The organism is Gimesia chilikensis, from assembly GCF_008329715.1.
GTDB lineage: Bacteria > Planctomycetota > Planctomycetia > Planctomycetales > Planctomycetaceae > Gimesia > Gimesia chilikensis.
The window spans coordinates 77058-93358 of record NZ_VTSR01000018.1 but is presented as its reverse complement, the minus strand read 5'-3'; the positions used below and the strand labels follow the sequence as shown (position 1 = coordinate 93358).

Sequence of the window (16301 nt, the reverse complement as noted above, 5' to 3'; positions counted from 1 at the left end):
GAAGTAATTTGAAACGATGTAGAAGGTATGTGGGATTAGTGGGTCGAGAATACGGGTTCCTGAATGGTCTCGCTTTCGATGAGACCATCCTTCATCATGATCTGCCGTTTGGCCTGCCTGGCGACTGCGGGTTCGTGAGTCACCATAATAATGGTACGTCCCTGGCCATTCAGATTATGGAGAATCTCCATGATTTCCTCTTCGGTAGCGGAATCCAGGTTACCCGTGGGTTCGTCAGCGAGAATAATCTGTGGGTCATTCACAAGCGCCCGGGCGATCGAAACACGCTGCTGCTGCCCCCCGGAGAGCTGGAAGGGTCGGTGATCGAGACGATCTCCCAGCCCGACCATGCGGGCGAGTTCGGTGCACCATTCGCGTTCTTCGCGTCCGATGGCGGGATAACCGGCCCGGTAGAGCAGGGGGACTTCGATATTTTCCAGCACCGTATACTGAGCGATCAGGTTGAAGGACTGGAAGATGAAGCCGATCATGTCGTTGCGCATCAGCGAGAGTTCATCGTCATCCAGAGTGGAGACATCGCGTCCACCCAGGAAGTACTGTCCGCTGGTAGGTCGGTCGAGTGCACCGAGCAGGTTGAGCAGCGTACTTTTGCCACTCCCCGAGGATCCCATAATGGCGACGAAGTCACCCTCGGGAAAATCGGTCGAGACTCCTCTTAACGCTTTCACCACCACGGAGCCCAGATCATAAAACTTGGTGAGGTCGACAACTTGAGCAGCCAGCCTCATGATCGCTGATCTCCCCCGGGTCGAGGTCCACCACCTCCGCCACCACCAGAGGGGGGACGCAGCTTGCTGGCCTCGCCGGCATCTATGAAACCATCCTTGTTGGTATCAAGTGAGTCAAAGCTTTCCTTAAGACGATCAGGGGCTTCTTCTTTCGACACTTTTCCGTCTGAGTCTTTGTCGAAGCGTTTCAGGAAACCACCACTGGCTTGACCACCGCCGGCTGGTTTCTTGCTGGCTCCTGCAGCACCTGGCGATTTTCCGGCAGCGGGACCTTTACCCGCACCGGCTGCAGCAGCCCCAGAGGCGCCGCCTTCTTTCTGTGCCTTCTTCTTTTCCATTGCCAGTTTTTCTTCGAGTTCGATCAACTCATCTGCGAAGTGGGTTCGCGGATTGAGAATCACTTCCTCGCCGGCAGCCACGCCGTCCTTCACTTCAATCATGGTATCACTGGCCTGGCCGATCAGAATCTCGCGTCGGACAGGAGTGTTACCAGGGGTCAGGACGAATATATAACGCTGTTCGCCGATTGTGATGACCGACTGTACGGGAACCTGCAGCACGTTATCCCGCTCTTCAATACGGATTTCAATTTCTGCTGTGAGGCCCGGTTTGAGTTTAGAAATGTCGGCACCATTGGGAACGATTTTAATGGTAGCTTTATATTCTTTGAGGTCGGGACGCATCCAGTTGGAGGAGATCGGCACGGAAGAGACCTGATCTACAGTGCCTGCATAACGTTGTTCGGGGAAGGCATCCACGCGGATATCGACATCCTGACCTTCTTCGATCATGCTGATCTTTGATTCGTGAATCCGGGCGTCGACTTTCATCTTGGAGAAGTCAGGCAGTTGAATGATTGCCTGACGCTCGCGGACTTCCGTCCCCTCTTCGATAACGTCTTCACCGCTACCGCGGCGGCCGCTGTTCTGATTCGCGTAAACAACCTGACCGTTTTGAGGAGCGATCATTTTGCAGGCCTCGATCTGTTCGCGAATCCGGTCCAGTTCACTGCGTTCGACTTCAAAAGTCAGCTGACTGGCTTTAAGCCGGGCATCGAGCTGAGCAAGGGCGGCGATCCCCTGGCGTTTCACACGATCGAGGTTACGTTCTTTCTCTTTGACGTTGGCTCTAAGTTCGGTTTCGGTTCGCTTCTGAACGTATTCCCGTTCTACCTTGAGATCTTCTTTGGCAATCTCCAGATCGATCTCGGCTTTGACTACCGTGATGCGGTCAGCTTCCACGTCGTTCTGGTTCTTGTAGCCTTTTTTCGCAATACGTTTCGAGAACTCGAAGTTCTCTTCGGCCCGCTGCAGATCTTCCTGGGCTTTTGTGACGGCCCCTTCTTTGAGGTTCAGGTCACGTTGTGACTCCCCCTGCAGGAACTTTTCCAGGTCCAGTTCTGCGAGGGTCAACTCCAGCTGGGCGGCAGATGCATCGCTCTCATTTTGTGTTTTCTGAATCTCGACGTTTTCATCGGCCTGTTTGAGTTCCGCCTCGGCCTGTGTCACCTGAATCTGCTGCTGTTTTTCCTTGTCGACCAGCGTGGATGAATCGAGTTCACAGACCAGTTCACCGGCTTTGACCATTGTGCCTTCCGGAACAATGCTGATGATGGTTGTGAAGCCTTTGACTTTACTGGACAGGGTCACGTTATTCAGACTGTCGAGCTGACCGCGTTCCGTAACCGACACACGGAATGCACCGCGTGTCGCCTGATCGGTGATATACGTGGTGTTCTTTTTCTGTCCGCTGGAAAAGGCAGAGAACAGTGGTCTGCGGACTGCAGGTACCAAAAGTACTACCGCTCCCGCGATCAGGATTGTCAGGAGGAAAAGCGTTCCCTTTTTAGGGAGCTTGCGCTGTCGTTTTGTTTTCTGTGGAGAGTGCATTGAGTTCTGCTGCTGGTCGGAAGACGACTGGTTGGATGTCTTCTGTTCCAGTGATTCCTGTTGAGTTTGTTGGTTCTGGGGGGAGTTGGCGGTGCTCATTGGTAGGTCTTATCGTTCCCGCGCGGTGTTGATAGAAATCATCTTCCCAAATGCCATTGGCATCTATCTCCATAATACCCATATCTCGATAGATGTTAAGTCGGTTTTGTTCATAATTTACCCAGTTACTGATTAAACTGTTTTGTGCATCGAGTACCGATGATAACGCATTTAACAGGTTTAACCCCTGATTTCGCCCCGCCTGAGCAGGGTCAGAAGTGGCCTCCACCGCACTGTCATACTGTAAGGCAGCCAGGCGGATCTGGACCCGAGATGTTTCGAAGTTCTGACGCAACACGTTCAGCTGTCGCCAGCTGCGTCTGATGTCAAACTTGATGTTATCCTGGGCCTCCATAAAGGCACGACGTTGTCGCTGGTAATTGATTTGAGATTCCCGATAGGCATTTCTCTGCTGTACTAATGACAATGGAGCCGTAAATTCAACCCCCGCCCGCAAACTGGCCTGACTACCGCGGAAGTCCAGAGGCCGGTTTTTACCGAGCGGAGTACTTACGTCTCCATCGACTACAACATTTAACACCGCTTCGAGCTCATTAGACCGCACTTCCATCAATCTTCTGGTATCCATCACGAAAGCACGCTCATTCATCAGGTCGAGACGGTTATCCAGACCGATGCGAACCGCTTCGGTGATATCCATGTTAAATGGTTCCAGTGTAATGAGTTCCACACGCAGTCCAATCTCGATTACCTGCAAGCCCTGTGAAATTCTGAGCATGTCTTCCCGCAGGTTAGCCATTTCCAGAATTATTTTCTTTTTCTGGTCATTCGAAAGATTATCTTCACTCAGAAAGCCTCTCAGACCATCCAGGCGACTCTGCAGTTCCCGGATCTCTTTCCGCACTCCTGAATACAAGCGTATATCATTCGCGGAGCTCTGGCGGACCCGCTCCCGGTCTTCATTGGTCTCGAAGCGACGTTTTCGCAGGGCCAGAATGTCTTCAGGTACACCCTCAGTATTTTGCCCGAGCAGCATGTCAATGTTCTCGATATCCTGTTCGAGGGTTACCAGCGCGTCCGTCTGCAGTTTTTTAATCAGCTTTTCCAGGCCATCGACAACTTTCAGCATGTCCGCTGTTGTGGGAGGAACTAAATTGGGATCTTCCCAGTCTTCGACATAGACTTCTGCCCAGACCGCTACGTAGTCGTAAATTTCCTGTTCAATTTCCGGCAGGAGAGGATCGATCAACTGGAATGGTTTCAGCAGCGATTCGTCGATGCTCATCGGCATATCGGGGGGCAGTCCCATGAAGATTTTGAAGCTGCCCAGTGAGTCCTGGAACTGACGTTCGATGGAACGCAGACGGTTGACCGATTGTGCCAACCGTGTTTCCAGCTGAGCGACATCCAGCGTGACGACTTCGGTTCGAATGCGTGAGATGAGTTCATTGACGGTTGCCTGGTAAGCATCTGCATCACTGAGTGCCAGCAGCATTTTTTCTTCTTCAGCACTCATCTCGCCTTTCCAGGAAAGCATCCGACTTTCATCATCGTATTCCATCTTCTCAACGAGTGCCGGAGGAATGATCCAGTTCTCAGGCAGCTCTTCCAGACGTTCCTGCTGCACTTTGGGTTTCTGTGATGACAGAGCGCGAAGAATTTCCACCTGGCGTTCGAGTCGCTTGATGTTACCGCGTTCGTTATAGATCACCTGCAACTGTTGCAGCAATTGCAGGAAGCCATTGCCGCCACCCACGGTATCGGTGAAGAAAATTTTACGGAAGCGAGCCAGGGTACGTGTCTGATAGAGCACGTTACGTTCATCCTGGGTTAGATTGTTGAGGACCACCTTTCTTCCCGCTCCCAGCAACAGCGGCTGAACGAGCGAGTATGAAAGCACACTCACGGAAGTGGTCTGATTCGATCCAGAGAACAGCCAGAGCGTATTGTTTGCCAGTTCGACTGCCCACTGGGCACCACTGGGCAGTACCTGGTTCACGCCCATGCGACTGGAGAGGTCCAGTTCCTGCGTTCCGTTAGACAGGCGACGCCGATTGAGATCGACCTGTGGATTCTGTCCTCCGACTCCCAGATACTTCACGTCAAACTGGAATCGCCCGAATGTCAGATCGAGAGCCGACAGGAAGAGGTTTTCAATCTGGAACTGATATTCGCGACTGTTAATGTTCGCGATGTCGATGGCTTCCTGCAGCGTGACTTCTTCGAGCGCAGGCAGTTCGGTACCGGGCAGCGAATTCCCGGCTGCTGCCATTTCTGCACTTAATTCAGGAGAGATACCGTACTGCACGAGCCAGTCCGGGTTTTCGATACTGAGTGCGCGACCAAATTTGTGCCAGCTTTTGTAACCCTTTTTACACTGTAACCAGTGCATGTAAACATTAGCAGCAGGGTCATCGGGAGGCAGCGGTTCGTGATTGGGATCGTAAGGATCATAGAAACGACTGCGCGGATCGGGCTCGACGTCATAGCGGGGAACTTCCCAGGCTGGGTCGTCGGCTTTTTCTGCCAGAATTTCATACGAATCCGCATTGGCCTGATCAGCCCAGAACGTGGGTGAGCAGCCGACCTGAATCAGGGACAGACCCGCCAGTAGCGCCACCGCCAGGGCTGTTCTGAGTGATTCACATTGGGGATTGAATTTTGCGCGACTCATTTAAGAGCATCCATGACACTGAGTTTATCAAAAGCCGTGGTCCTGACAGGAAAGATCCTCTTTCCATTCAGGCGGCAGGAATATCACGTAAGGCATAAGGGGCAGGGGAGTCGGCAACGGTACGTACTGTTTCCCGTTGCGAACGTTGAACCTGGGCTGCTTTGAGTAATGTCTGCAGCATCCCGGTTAATTGACGCCGCTGATCCGGAGATAAAGCGGCCAGCAGACGTTGCGAAACGTTGCCGTGGTACTCTTTGACACGTTCCAGAATCAGGTAGCCTGCTTCTGTCACCTGCAGGACCCGTTTTCGACGATCCTGTTGAGACTGTCGGCGTACAACCAGTTGATCACTTTCCATCCGCTCGATCAGTGTGCAGATGTTGGATTCAGACTGGCCCAGCTTGCGTGCCAGTTCCGACTGCGAGCAGCCGGATTCACGAATGGCGTCAATCACCTTCAAGGCAGCATACCGGACTTCGTTAATCTCCAGGTGGGCAAAACTGTTATTCAATGCCGTGCGGATCATGTGAGCGGTGCGAATCAAAAGATCGACCTGTTCGACAAATTCCTGGTGCTGCAGTGATCTCCAGTCTTTTCCGCTTGCAGGAGAGATGGTCGCTGGTTGGTGATCCTGTTCCATATCGAGTCAGCCTCAATTCTGTATATGCGTCTGATGAGTGAGCCTGTAGCTATTTTCCACCGGGAGGCGCGAAGCCCCTTCTTCATATTTCGGACATGAAGTATTAGTATCTGAAGGAGTTATCGGCATAACCCGCAAAGTTTTACATAAGTAATGCCCGATTTCTGGTTGCACTTTCCCTCTCAGGAGTGAACAATCGAGTAATTCCGCTACTACACTTTGCATACAAAACCCCTTCCGGGAGAGCCAGTTACATGACACGAAGCGCACTCAGTCGTCGAATGAACCCTATCTTTTCATTCCCCCTATTTGCCCTGCTCGCCGCATTCATGCAAATCAATGCTGCTTATGCAGAATCAAAGCCGAATGTGGTTGTGATCTATGCGGATGACCTGGGATATGGGGACCTGGCCTGCTTCGGGCACCCTACAATTAAAACTCCTCATCTGGATCAGATGGCGGAGGAGGGAATGAAATTCACCCAGTTTTATTCTGCCGCTCCGGTATGTACTCCCAGTCGAGCCGCTTTATTAACGGGGCGCTATCCCATTCGTTCAGGGATGTGCAGTGATAAACGCCGTGTGCTGTTTCCCGATTCAGGAGGCGGTATTCCGGCCAGTGAAGTCACACTGGCAGAAGCAATGAAATCAGCCGGCTATCGCACGGCGTGTGTCGGTAAATGGCACCTGGGTCATCTGCCTCAATTCCTGCCGACCAGCAATGGATTTGACAGCTATTTCGGCATCCCCTATTCGAACGATATGGACCGGGTCGCTGATCGTAAGATGGGTCGAAAGATCTTCCTCGATCCGAAGGTCAAATACTGGAACGTCCCCCTGATGCGGGACACCGATATCGTGGAACAACCCGCCGATCAGACCACGATCACCAAACGCTATACCGAAGAAGCGATCAAGTTTATCAAACAGGATCAGAAGCAGCCTTTCTTCCTGTACCTGGCCCACAATATGCCGCATGTGCCGCTATTCCGCTCTACTGATTTTGCGGATAAAAGTCTACGGGGCCTGTATGGTGATGTCATTGAGGAGATTGACTGGAGCGTCGGTCAGGTGCTGCAGACATTGCGCAATGAGGGACTGGACCAGAATACGATCGTCTGGTTTTCCAGCGACAACGGTCCGTGGCTTATTTTTGACGCACAGGGAGGCTCAGCCGGCCTGTTACGTGATGGTAAAGGGAGCACCTGGGAAGGGGGCATGCGTGAGCCGACACTGGCCTGGTGGCCCGGTCATATTCCTGCGGGAACGGTCTCCCAGGAGCAGGGGAGCACGATGGACATCTTCACGACCTCAATCAAGCTTGCAGGTGGTACTGTCCCCACAGATCGCGTTGTTGATGGTGTCGACCTCACTCCGGTTCTGACGCAGAGCGGTCCCGGCCCGCGCGATGAAATGGTTTATTATCGCGGCACAAAACTGATGGCGATCCGCAAAGGACCGTGGAAAGCACATTTCATCACCAAACCCGCTTACGGCCGGGAACCATTTAAGGAACATGATCCGCCGGTACTGTACCACCTGGAGCATGATCCTTCCGAAAAGTACGACGTCGCCAAGGATCATCCCGAGGTCATCAAACAACTGAAAGCGGCTGCGGAGAAGCATCGCAAAACGGTGAAACCGGTGCCTTCACAGCTGGAAATTCCGCTCACTCAAAAGTGAGCGGCCCGGCTTACCAGTAGCAGATATACCGCGGTCCATCCTGGTCTTCGCCAACCCGAAAATGGTGTTCCGCGCTGTGATTTTCGCTATGCGGCTGTGATCCCAGACGATCCCAGGCGGCACAGAACAGGGGCAGTTCGCCCGGCTCAAACCCCGCGCGGGGTGGTTCCAGTCGCTGATAGGAATCCTGAATCAGTGCCAGGGCTACTTCGACCACATGTTCGTCGTAGTCCGGCTGAAACAGGAGAACTTCCAGCGCCTGTGCAGCCTGCCGACAATGTTCGAATTCAGGATCGCGCAGACATTCAGAGGACTTGCGTTCGATAAACCGCAGGAGGCTGTCAAAACCGAACTGGTTCAGCAGCAGTTTGGTGCGGGGTTCACAGATCAGGGCCAGTTTGATCTGTTCGTGGAGTTCTTCGTCAACCTCACAGGGGATTGTCATCCGGCCGTAATCATCCGGGGCCAGTGATTCAATTGCTCTTACGACATCAGCACTCTGGGGTTTCTCAGTATTCATATGCGGAGCTGTTCACAATCTGGTGTTACCGGGATTCACATTTCCATGCAGCAGTCAGCCTGCGTCAGACAGATTATATCCCAAAACGTCAAACTGGTTCATTCCCAATTTCCCCTGAAATGCAAAAGAGCTGACCGGGTTTGCACTCGATCAGCTCTGATGAATCTGGTTTTCGTTCAGCCTGTTTTTATTTCAGGAAGAAGTCATCCGGTCCTTTGTGGGTGTAGTAAGGATACTGGACGATTCCCAGGGGCTGATTCTGCTGAGGATAGACAGCCGCGGGCGGAACGTACTTATAGGTCTGGTAATGTTTAGGGCGTTTGTTGTAATGGTAGGTATTTTTGTGACCGGTTTTCCAGCCGCCATTACCGTAGCCGGGAGGGCAGTATCCACCATGCCGACGATGTCCCATCTGCTGAATTGGAGCCTGCTGGCCGGCGTACTGCTGGTGCATTGCCTGTTGATGCTGCATCATTTGAGCCTGCTGCTGCATCAGGAATTCTCCATCAGCCGACTGACCCCGAATGACCTGACTATTCGAACATCCCACAAACAGTGGCAGAATCAGACAAGCGGCCATTTTACATAACATGTGAGGCTTCATTGGCTTCCTTTCCCCCCTGGTTTCCTGTTTTGAGCGAAACTCAATTTTCACTCAGTCTATGATCAATTTGTTACCTGCTGCGAAAGCTGCTGCCGGCGACCTGAGAGAGAGATACAGGATATGCGCCAGCAAATGACTTACTTCTTTTATCGGCCAGCGTGCACCAAACAATAGTTAAAATCCCCAAGAATTGGAAAACCAGTGTAATATTCAAATCTGATCGACCTTGCAGAATCGTCAAAACCGGGATAAATTATCACAGTTTCCTACTCTCTATCAGCCCCTATGGAAGATAGAGAGTCTGGGTCATTTACAAGTTTGAGTTTTCAGGCAAGACCATCGTCAGTGACGGAGTGCTCATTTCGCTTTGTTCTTTGCCAACAAGGGAGTGTTCGGCGTGTTTGTAGCTGCATCATCACGTTGTTTTTCAGATGAATCGTTTGAAGTCAGTTGTGAACGACTGACGGATCTGGAATACGATAAGATCGAGATCTGGATGGACGAAGAGAGTGATCACCTGAAACCATCAGAGGTCTCTCGATCGCCAGAGGATTTTTATTCACGTTTCCGGGAAGCGACCCGCTTAACGCCAATCGCCTTCTGTCTGGAAAACGATATCGAACCGACGGCCTTCCAGTCGTTGTGCAAAGCCGCCAAACAACTGCGGATCGCACAGATCACGATCCCTGCTTCTCCGCTGGGGACGCCTTTCAATTCGGAAATCGATCGTCTGAAAGCGCTGTTGAAGATCGCCAGTCGTGACGGTATCAGACTGTCAATCAAAACCAAAACCGGTCAACTTACAGAAGACCCGCGCACTGCAACAGAACTCTGTCAGTCCGTCAAAGGCCTGGGATTGACCCTGGACCCCAGCTATTACACCTGCGGTCCCTATAGCAATACATCCTATGATATGGTGTTCCCTTATGTCTGCCATGTGCATCTGCGGGATTCCACCAGCGATCAGGTACAGGTCCCGGTGGGACTGGGAGAAATTGACTACAGCAGAATGATCAGCATGCTGGAGCGTCAAAACTATCATCAGTTCCTGTCGGTAGAACTGCTGCCCTCACTCCTGAATGGTGTGGACCGTGCTCTGGAACTTCGGAAACTGCGAATGTTGCTCGAATCAGTCGTGATCTGAGCTGAATCAACTCAACGCTTCAAAGCGAGTTGAAGTCATTTGAAATAAAAAACGCCGTCTGTTCGATTAAAGAACAGACGGCGTTTTCATTTGTTTTACGCTTGAAAGAATGACTTATTTATAGTCATCCGGATTTCCGAACAGGCCACCACCGCCTGAACCAGAACTGGTATCATCGGCGTTGCCTCCGAGTAGCGGACCTTTGCGTTTCCGCTCGTATGCAGGTTGAGATTCCTCTTCCTGAGCTGCGACCGCGTCTTCCGGTTTCTCGGTCAACGCTTTCAGTGAAAGGCTGATTCGCTTACGGTTCGGATCGACTTCCAGAACTTTCGCGGACGTCTCCTGGCCTGTCGTCAGCACTTCGGTAACGCGTTTGACCCGACGATGGTCGAGCTCACTGATGTGAACGAGCCCTTCGAGTCCCGGTTCCAGCTCAATGAAAGCACCAAAATCTGTCGTACGTGTTACTTTACCGGTAACTGTAGAACCGGTGGCGTAGCGATCTTCGGCCAGTTGCCAGGGATCCTGCTGCAGCTGTTTCATGCCCAGACTGATGCGGTTCTTTTCCTTATCAATTTTGAGGATCTTGACATTGATCTTCTGCATTTCGCTGAGCGCATCTTTGGGATGCTTGATGCGGTTCCAGCTGATCTCGCCGATGTGCAGGAAGCCATCGATGCCCCCCAGATCGACGAAGGCACCGTAGTCCTTGATATTCTTCACGGTTCCAGTCAGTTCCTGACCAACGGCCAGTTTTTCCCAGAGTTCCTTCTGGATTTCTTCGCGTTCTGATTCGAGATACTTGCGACGACTGACCACCAGGTTGCGTTTCTTGGGATTCACTTCGGTGATCTGCACGGTCAGCTTCTGACCGACAAACGGTTCGAGGTCGCCCACGAAATACAGATCGGCCTGGCTGGCGGGCAGAAATCCTCGCAGACTGCCGACGTTGACTTCCAGGCCGCCTTTGTTCGATTTGTTGACGACGCATTCCACCACCTGTCCGACGGCGACAGCATCCCAGTCTCCGGCGGGTTTGTGATGTCCGCGGGGCAGGGAGAGTTGAATCAGACCTTCAGCCTCTTTGACTGTGGTAACTTTGACTTCGACTTCCTGTCCGATTTCGGGGGTTTTATCGCCGAACTGTCGCAGGGGAACAATGCCGGGAGTTCCGAGTGCCCGACTTCCCAGATCGATGAAGACATCGTCGTTGTTGATCGATTCCACAATTCCTTTGAGTCGATCGCCTTCCGCCAGTCCTTCTTCCGAACTGCCTGAAGTGGTGGCTGGTTTTTCAGCAGCGGCGTCTGCGGCAGCTTCTTCTTCGCTGTATGACTTGGGAAGTTCCTGTGCTCCCTGACCAGAGAGGGCTGCTGCCAGTTCCGCTTCCAGATCATCGCCGATGTCATCGACGTCATCTGGAATATCGACCGGTTTAGCAGATTCTGCAATCTGCATCATGGCTGCTTCCTGGAGCTGTTCCTGAGTCACTTCGACTTCTGCTTCAGCTTGAGCTTCAGCATCGTCTTTTTTAACGGGTGCACTTGGTGTGGCGCCAGCTGAAGGAATGGCTTTGAACTGCGCGGGATCCACTTTTGGATTCAACTGAACTTTGCGTTCCGGCTTTGCGGCTTCGCTTTCCGCAGCAGCAGGTTCTGCTGAAGCGGAAGCCTGTTCTGCTGATGCAGACTCTGTTTCCTGCTGTTCAGCAGGCTGGCTTTCGGCTGGCTGCTGCTGTTCGGAAGAGGCCTGAATTTCTGCAGACGCTTCGCTGGTTTTGATTTCTTCAGTTGAAGGTTGTTCTGAACTCATGGGAGATCAACTTTCTCGCCTAATTACTTACTTCTAAAATTACAGAAACGAATGGATACGGACCGCCGGACCAGACCCAGGCAGGAACCTGCCCTGAAGCAAAACTTCGATTTTCTTCTTTGCCAGCTATCTGAATTAATTAAAAGGGTATCACCGCTGCAGTGCCCCTGCAATTCGCAGGGACTAGTTTTCCAATTTTTTCACTTTTGCATTTCTGGCTTTTACGCAGCGTAAACCGAGTGCAGGACTGATTGTTTCGGGTGTGATCTTCGCCCGATAAGCGGATCGCAGCCGGTCATAGCGATCTGTCCAGGCGCCGCCCCGGGCAATGCGGTGTGGATTCTCTTGCATCGTATCCCACACACTGCCATCCGTGGGTGCATCCTGATAATTATCGTGCCAGGGATCGGCAACGAACTCCCAGAGATAGCCGTGCATGTCGTACAGCCCCCAGGGATTTGGTTTGAGTGCCCCAACGGGAGGATCATTGCCGGCTGCATTTCCCGTATGCCAGGCATAGGGATCGAGTAGACTGGCTTCTTTTCCCATTTCACCCGGTTTTTGAGCCTGATCTCCAAAGCTGTAGGCAGTGTCGGTGCCGGCCCGACAGCAGTATTCCCACTCTGCTTCGGTGGGCAGGCGGATCATTTGATCTTTCCTGATCAGTCTGTGCTTACGGAGCTGAAGTGTCAGCTGATCACAGAACACATTGGCGGTCTTCCAGTCGAACATTTCCGCGGAATTGCGGGGACCTTTCCAGCGACTCGGATTACGGCCCATGATGGCTTCATACAGATTCTGAGGAACTTCGTATTTTGAAATCCAGAAATCTTCAGTGAAGGTCACTTCATGTACAGGCTTTTCAGAAGGCTCTCCCTTCTCGGAGCCCATCTTGAAAGATTTCGGAAAATTCCCCTTGCCTGGTGTGATCAACACGAGTTCATCCACGAACTGTTTCAACAAGCGGATGTGTGCTGCTTCTTCCGCTTGCTTTGCCTTCTCTTTCTGGGCCTGTTCGATTTCTGCCAGCCGATCCTGCATCCAAGTTGATTTCTTACCGGGAACAAAGCCCTGATGTACGCGATCCAGCATCGTTCCGGAAAGATTTGGCGGTAAGATCACCTTACTCCGCTCAAAGATCTGAACGTCCCCAAATTCCCCCAGGTCTGAACTGGCCACGACACCTGATGTTTTTTTCAATTTCCGCTGCTGTTGCTGCTGGGCGATGACCACGTGAGAACTGACACTTAACAGCAGCATCAATACAACTGACAGGCAGACCTGCCTGGGGACAATCGACGTGAACGATTTCTGATGAGTCATATGCTTCACTACAGATCGGGATTTTGTTAGGGTACACTTTTCAACTCTGAATTTTACCAGCGCAGGACTTGATCCGAAAGTGGAGTCGGGATTTCGACCGGCTGGCTTTCCAATTTCTGCACCGCCTGTTTAATGCCAGTCAGGTCCGTTCATGACAGAATCAGCCCGTTCTTTTCCCCGCAGTATCGATCTGCTTTCGCATCAGGAATGCCGTCTGGTCGTCGTGGACGTTCAGGAAAAACTGCTGCCCGTCATTCCCCAGGGGGATCAACTGGTGGCACGCATTCAGCAACTGATCCAGGCAGCCCGGCTGTTTGAGATACCATTAAGTTGCAGTGAGCAATATCCCAAGGGGCTGGGACCGACGGTTCCCGAGCTGGCAGAGATGCTGCCTGCTCCGCAGGAAAAACTCCATTTCAGTGCCAGTGAGTGTCTGGGCTGGGGCGCTGCTGCCAACATGTCTGACAGTAGAACCAAAGTCGTGCTGACCGGCATTGAGGCACATATCTGTGTGCAGCAGACGGCCCTTGATCTGCTTGCGCTGGGATATCGCGTGACAATTCCCGTCGATGCGGTTGCGAGTCGGAATCAGCTCGACTGGGAGATTGCCCTCAAGCGGATGGAGAATTCGGGGGCCAGCATTACTACTACTGAATCAATTCTGTTTGAATGGTGCGAGGTGGCAGGCACCGAAGAATTTAAACAGATCAGTCGCCTGGTGACTGGAAAAAAATGAGTCACCTGGAGTATCGTCGTTAAGAGACCTGACCGCGTTCCATTTAACCTGAACGAGTACCAATCATGAGTATCGAACATCACCAGCATCCTCCCGTCCATCCTCCCCGTCGCACTCTGATGGGCCCTGGCCCCAGTGATGTATCTGCCAGTGTGCTGGCCGCACTGGGCGCACCGACCGTGGGTCACCTGGATCCCTACTTCCTGAAAGTCATGGATGAAGTGCAGGACATGCTGCGGGAAATCTTCCAGACGCGGAACGAACTGACGCTGGCAGTCAGCGGGACCGGCAGCTCCGGGATGGAAGCCTGTGTGGTAAACCTGCTCGAAGCGGGCGACAAGATCGTGGTCTGTACCAACGGCGTCTTCGGCGGACGTATGGCGGATGTGGCGGGTCGGATTGGAGCTGAAGTTGTTCAGATCGAACGCCCGTTCGGAGAAGTCTTTTCAGTCGAGGAGATCAAAGAAGTCCTGGAGAAAGAAAAGCCGAAGGTACTGGGAATCGTACACGCGGAAACATCCACGGGAGCTGCTCAGCCACTGAAAGAGATTTCGGAAGCAGTCCATGAAGCCGATGCTCTGTTGCTGGTTGACTGTGTGACCTCTCTCGGGGGGATGCCGGTCAAAGTGGATGAATGGAACATCGACGCTGCCTACAGCGGCACTCAGAAATGTCTGGGCTGTCCTCCCGGACTGGCACCGGTAACCTTCAGTTCGCGTGCGGTCGCCGCCATGGATGCCCGCAAGACCAAGGTCTCCAGCTGGTACCTGGATATGTCGATGGTGCGTTCTTACTGGGGAGACTCGCGAGCCTATCACCATACTGCACCGATTAACATGAATTACGGACTGCATCAGGCGCTGCGGCTCGTCCTCGAAGAAGGGCTCGAAAACCGCTTTTCGCGGCATTACTCCAATCACTGTGCCCTTAAAGCAGGTCTGAAGGCGATCGGAGTTGAATTCGCCGTTGCGGAAGATCACCAGTTACCGATGCTGAACGCCGTCAAAATTCCGGATGGTATCGACGATGCGACCATCCGCGGTCAACTGCTCAAGTGGTTCGGAATTGAGATCGGCGGCGGCCTGGGCCCCATGAAGGGCAAAACGTGGCGGATTGGTCTGATGGGTGAAAGCAGCTGTAATACGAACGTGCTGCAGTTCCTCTCGGCTCTGGAACTCTGCCTGCTGCAGGCGGGTTACGAGCTGACCCCCGGGGCCAGCGTTGCCGCTGCAAATGATTTTTACCGCACAACTATCACAGGCTGACCTTCCGGTGGGCTGGAACTTTCAGATTCTGGTCGATTCCCGGCAGGATTTTGTGATGCGTGCGGGTAAGAATTCCGATTCCTAAGATACGACTCTCATGAGACTTGCCGACCACCAAAAGTCGCGTTATATTGAGATGAGACTGAAAGCTGACTCAGAAAGTTTGCATTTCAGTTTTGTGAGAAAATTTTCGAACATTCTCATGAATTTTGTGTCGAATGAGTGGCAATCACCAAAATGATCGCCTATCATTTCCGACCACCTGAAAGGGGCCGTAGCTCAATTGGTTAGAGTACCGGACTGTCGATCCGGGGGTTGCGGGTTCAAGTCCCGTCGGCCTCGCTTTTTGGTTAAAACTGTAAAAGGACATCGAATCATTGATTCGATGTCCTTTTTCATTTGATACCAGTCTGTAACGGTATAAGCTGTTGCTGCACATTGACTGAACAATGACTGGTTCATTCCGGGGAGCGAGGGTGATGGACGACTTTCTGTTAACGCTGGCCGCGATCGGCATCCTGCTGGGTGGCTTTTTCATTATGATCGTGGGGGTCTGCCTCTGGGAGAAGCAGTCGATCCAACCCTTCTATTTTCCAGATCCGGGTCAGGAATATCCCCCGGTCCAGGCCGCAACCAAAGCGAACAGCGAAGCCTTTCGGCTCGGCTTTGATCATGGCTGCCTCTGTCATTTTGGAAAAGCCCAGATGTATAAAGTGCGTTTTGACTTCTGGACCACACCCGACTGTTCAACCATCGCCACCGTCAGTGGTGGTACGATCCTGAATATACCGAACAAAGCGATCTGGTTCTTCACTAAGTCAACTGATGGACGCGTACTGGCTACCACCAACGAGATCGGGGCACAGGACATTTCCGGCGTGCTGGAACAGTCGACCTGGTCCAACTACGAGTTCGAGGCCCTGTACCAGAAACACCAGGCGCGGCTGGAGGAAATTGCAATCGAACCTTTCGAGGCTGACAATCCTGTGGCCGGCTATTTTCAAATCCGGAAAAAGCAGGCCGAGCAACTCGTCAAACACTCAGACGCTTATTACCTGGATGAAGAAGAACTGGTCTGGCGGTACAATCTCAAAGGGGCGCTCAAGTATTACTTCATCTCGCAATGGGTACGGCCTCTCAAACGAGGATTGCGTTCGCTGGGCCTGGTGAAAGGATGAAGTGTGTGGCTTCGACTTCCTGCTA

General features: G+C 52.4%; 13 protein-coding genes and 1 tRNA gene. 6 read left to right on the top strand and 8 right to left on the bottom strand.

All coding sequences use genetic code 11. The features are described from left to right. Positions 1–35: 35 nt before the first annotated feature. The 4 genes from FYZ48_RS21615 to FYZ48_RS21600 form a co-directional block, all read right to left on the bottom strand. Positions 36–749 (bottom strand): ABC transporter ATP-binding protein, encoded by a 714-nt coding sequence (locus FYZ48_RS21615; protein WP_145043236.1) that lies wholly within the window; start codon positions 747–749, stop codon positions 36–38. After that, positions 746–2638 carry an efflux RND transporter periplasmic adaptor subunit gene (locus FYZ48_RS21610; RefSeq protein ID WP_187782150.1) on the bottom strand — a complete coding sequence of 631 codons (1893 nt, stop codon included), beginning with the start codon at positions 2636–2638 and terminating at the stop codon, positions 746–748. Before FYZ48_RS21610 ends, FYZ48_RS21615 begins: the two co-directional genes overlap by 4 nt. Beyond that, positions 2595–5372 carry a TolC family protein gene (locus FYZ48_RS21605; protein ID WP_149344224.1) on the bottom strand — a complete coding sequence of 926 codons (2778 nt, stop codon included), beginning with the start codon at positions 5370–5372 and terminating at the stop codon, positions 2595–2597. The genes FYZ48_RS21610 and FYZ48_RS21605 overlap by 44 nt, the downstream gene beginning before the upstream one ends. Before the next feature lie 67 nt (positions 5373–5439). Further along, positions 5440–6012, bottom strand: coding sequence for a MarR family winged helix-turn-helix transcriptional regulator (locus FYZ48_RS21600; RefSeq protein ID WP_149344222.1), 573 nt, complete (start codon positions 6010–6012; stop codon positions 5440–5442). Between the two features lie 254 nt (positions 6013–6266). Between FYZ48_RS21600 and FYZ48_RS21595 the strand changes: the two genes are divergently transcribed. Then, entirely contained in the window at positions 6267–7694 is a 1428-nt protein-coding gene (locus FYZ48_RS21595) for a sulfatase family protein (RefSeq protein ID WP_149344220.1), read from the top strand. A gap of 10 nt (positions 7695–7704) precedes the next feature. On the opposite strand, the gene FYZ48_RS21590 is transcribed toward FYZ48_RS21595, so the two are convergent. Both FYZ48_RS21590 and FYZ48_RS21585 read right to left on the bottom strand, forming a co-directional pair. After that, entirely contained in the window at positions 7705–8214 is a 510-nt protein-coding gene (locus tag FYZ48_RS21590; RefSeq protein ID WP_149344218.1) for a hypothetical protein, read from the bottom strand. A gap of 187 nt (positions 8215–8401) precedes the next feature. Next, positions 8402–8806 (bottom strand): hypothetical protein, encoded by a 405-nt coding sequence (locus FYZ48_RS21585; protein WP_145043247.1) that lies wholly within the window; start codon positions 8804–8806, stop codon positions 8402–8404. 409 nt (positions 8807–9215) lie between these two features. Between FYZ48_RS21585 and FYZ48_RS21580 the strand changes: the two genes are divergently transcribed. After that, on the top strand, positions 9216–9962 hold the full coding sequence (locus FYZ48_RS21580; RefSeq protein ID WP_242022732.1) for a sugar phosphate isomerase/epimerase family protein: 747 nt from the start codon (positions 9216–9218) through the stop codon (positions 9960–9962). Between the two features lie 114 nt (positions 9963–10076). Here the strand turns inward: FYZ48_RS21580 and FYZ48_RS21575 are convergent, their stop codons facing one another. Together FYZ48_RS21575 and FYZ48_RS21570 are read right to left on the bottom strand one after the other, a co-directional pair. Further along, positions 10077–11774 (bottom strand): 30S ribosomal protein S1, encoded by a 1698-nt coding sequence (locus tag FYZ48_RS21575; RefSeq protein WP_149344214.1) that lies wholly within the window; start codon positions 11772–11774, stop codon positions 10077–10079. 183 nt (positions 11775–11957) lie between these two features. Then, complete coding sequence (locus tag FYZ48_RS21570; RefSeq protein ID WP_242022731.1) at positions 11958–13097, bottom strand: formylglycine-generating enzyme family protein; 1140 nt, start codon at positions 13095–13097, stop codon at positions 11958–11960. A gap of 151 nt (positions 13098–13248) precedes the next feature. Here FYZ48_RS21570 and FYZ48_RS21565 point away from each other — a divergent pair, with 151 nt between their 5' ends. The 4 genes from FYZ48_RS21565 (at position 13249) to FYZ48_RS21550 (ending at position 16276) form a co-directional block, all read left to right on the top strand. After that, complete coding sequence (locus FYZ48_RS21565) at positions 13249–13833, top strand: hydrolase (protein ID WP_149344212.1); 585 nt, start codon at positions 13249–13251, stop codon at positions 13831–13833. Positions 13834–13898: 65 nt separating this feature from the next. After that, positions 13899–15098 carry a pyridoxal-phosphate-dependent aminotransferase family protein gene (locus tag FYZ48_RS21560; protein WP_149344210.1) on the top strand — a complete coding sequence of 400 codons (1200 nt, stop codon included), beginning with the start codon at positions 13899–13901 and terminating at the stop codon, positions 15096–15098. A 268-nt stretch (positions 15099–15366) separates the two neighbouring features. Beyond that, a tRNA-Asp gene (locus tag FYZ48_RS21555) sits at positions 15367–15440 on the top strand. Positions 15441–15577: 137 nt separating this feature from the next. Further along, on the top strand, positions 15578–16276 hold the full coding sequence (locus tag FYZ48_RS21550; RefSeq protein ID WP_149344208.1) for a hypothetical protein: 699 nt from the start codon (positions 15578–15580) through the stop codon (positions 16274–16276). Positions 16277–16301 lie beyond the last annotated feature (25 nt).

What these genes read in the sequence shown, in the direction of transcription:
- FYZ48_RS21615 (WP_145043236.1), bottom strand. Translation starts at nt 749, where the DNA reads ATGAGGCTGGCTGCTCAAGTTGTCGACCTCACCAAGTTTTATGATCTG.
- FYZ48_RS21610 (WP_187782150.1), bottom strand. Translation starts at nt 2,638, where the DNA reads ATGCACTCTCCACAGAAAACAAAACGACAGCGCAAGCTCCCTAAAAAG.
- FYZ48_RS21605 (WP_149344224.1), bottom strand. Translation starts at nt 5,372, where the DNA reads ATGAGTCGCGCAAAATTCAATCCCCAATGTGAATCACTCAGAACAGCC.
- FYZ48_RS21600 (WP_149344222.1), bottom strand. Translation starts at nt 6,012, where the DNA reads ATGGAACAGGATCACCAACCAGCGACCATCTCTCCTGCAAGCGGAAAA.
- FYZ48_RS21595 (WP_149344220.1), top strand. Translation starts at nt 6,267, where the DNA reads ATGACACGAAGCGCACTCAGTCGTCGAATGAACCCTATCTTTTCATTC.
- FYZ48_RS21590 (WP_149344218.1), bottom strand. Translation starts at nt 8,214, where the DNA reads ATGAATACTGAGAAACCCCAGAGTGCTGATGTCGTAAGAGCAATTGAA.
- FYZ48_RS21585 (WP_145043247.1), bottom strand. Translation starts at nt 8,806, where the DNA reads ATGTTATGTAAAATGGCCGCTTGTCTGATTCTGCCACTGTTTGTGGGA.
- FYZ48_RS21575 (WP_149344214.1), bottom strand. Translation starts at nt 11,774, where the DNA reads ATGAGTTCAGAACAACCTTCAACTGAAGAAATCAAAACCAGCGAAGCG.
- FYZ48_RS21570 (WP_242022731.1), bottom strand. Translation starts at nt 13,097, where the DNA reads ATGACTCATCAGAAATCGTTCACGTCGATTGTCCCCAGGCAGGTCTGC.
- FYZ48_RS21565 (WP_149344212.1), top strand. Translation starts at nt 13,249, where the DNA reads ATGACAGAATCAGCCCGTTCTTTTCCCCGCAGTATCGATCTGCTTTCG.
- FYZ48_RS21560 (WP_149344210.1), top strand. Translation starts at nt 13,899, where the DNA reads ATGAGTATCGAACATCACCAGCATCCTCCCGTCCATCCTCCCCGTCGC.
- FYZ48_RS21550 (WP_149344208.1), top strand. Translation starts at nt 15,578, where the DNA reads ATGGACGACTTTCTGTTAACGCTGGCCGCGATCGGCATCCTGCTGGGT.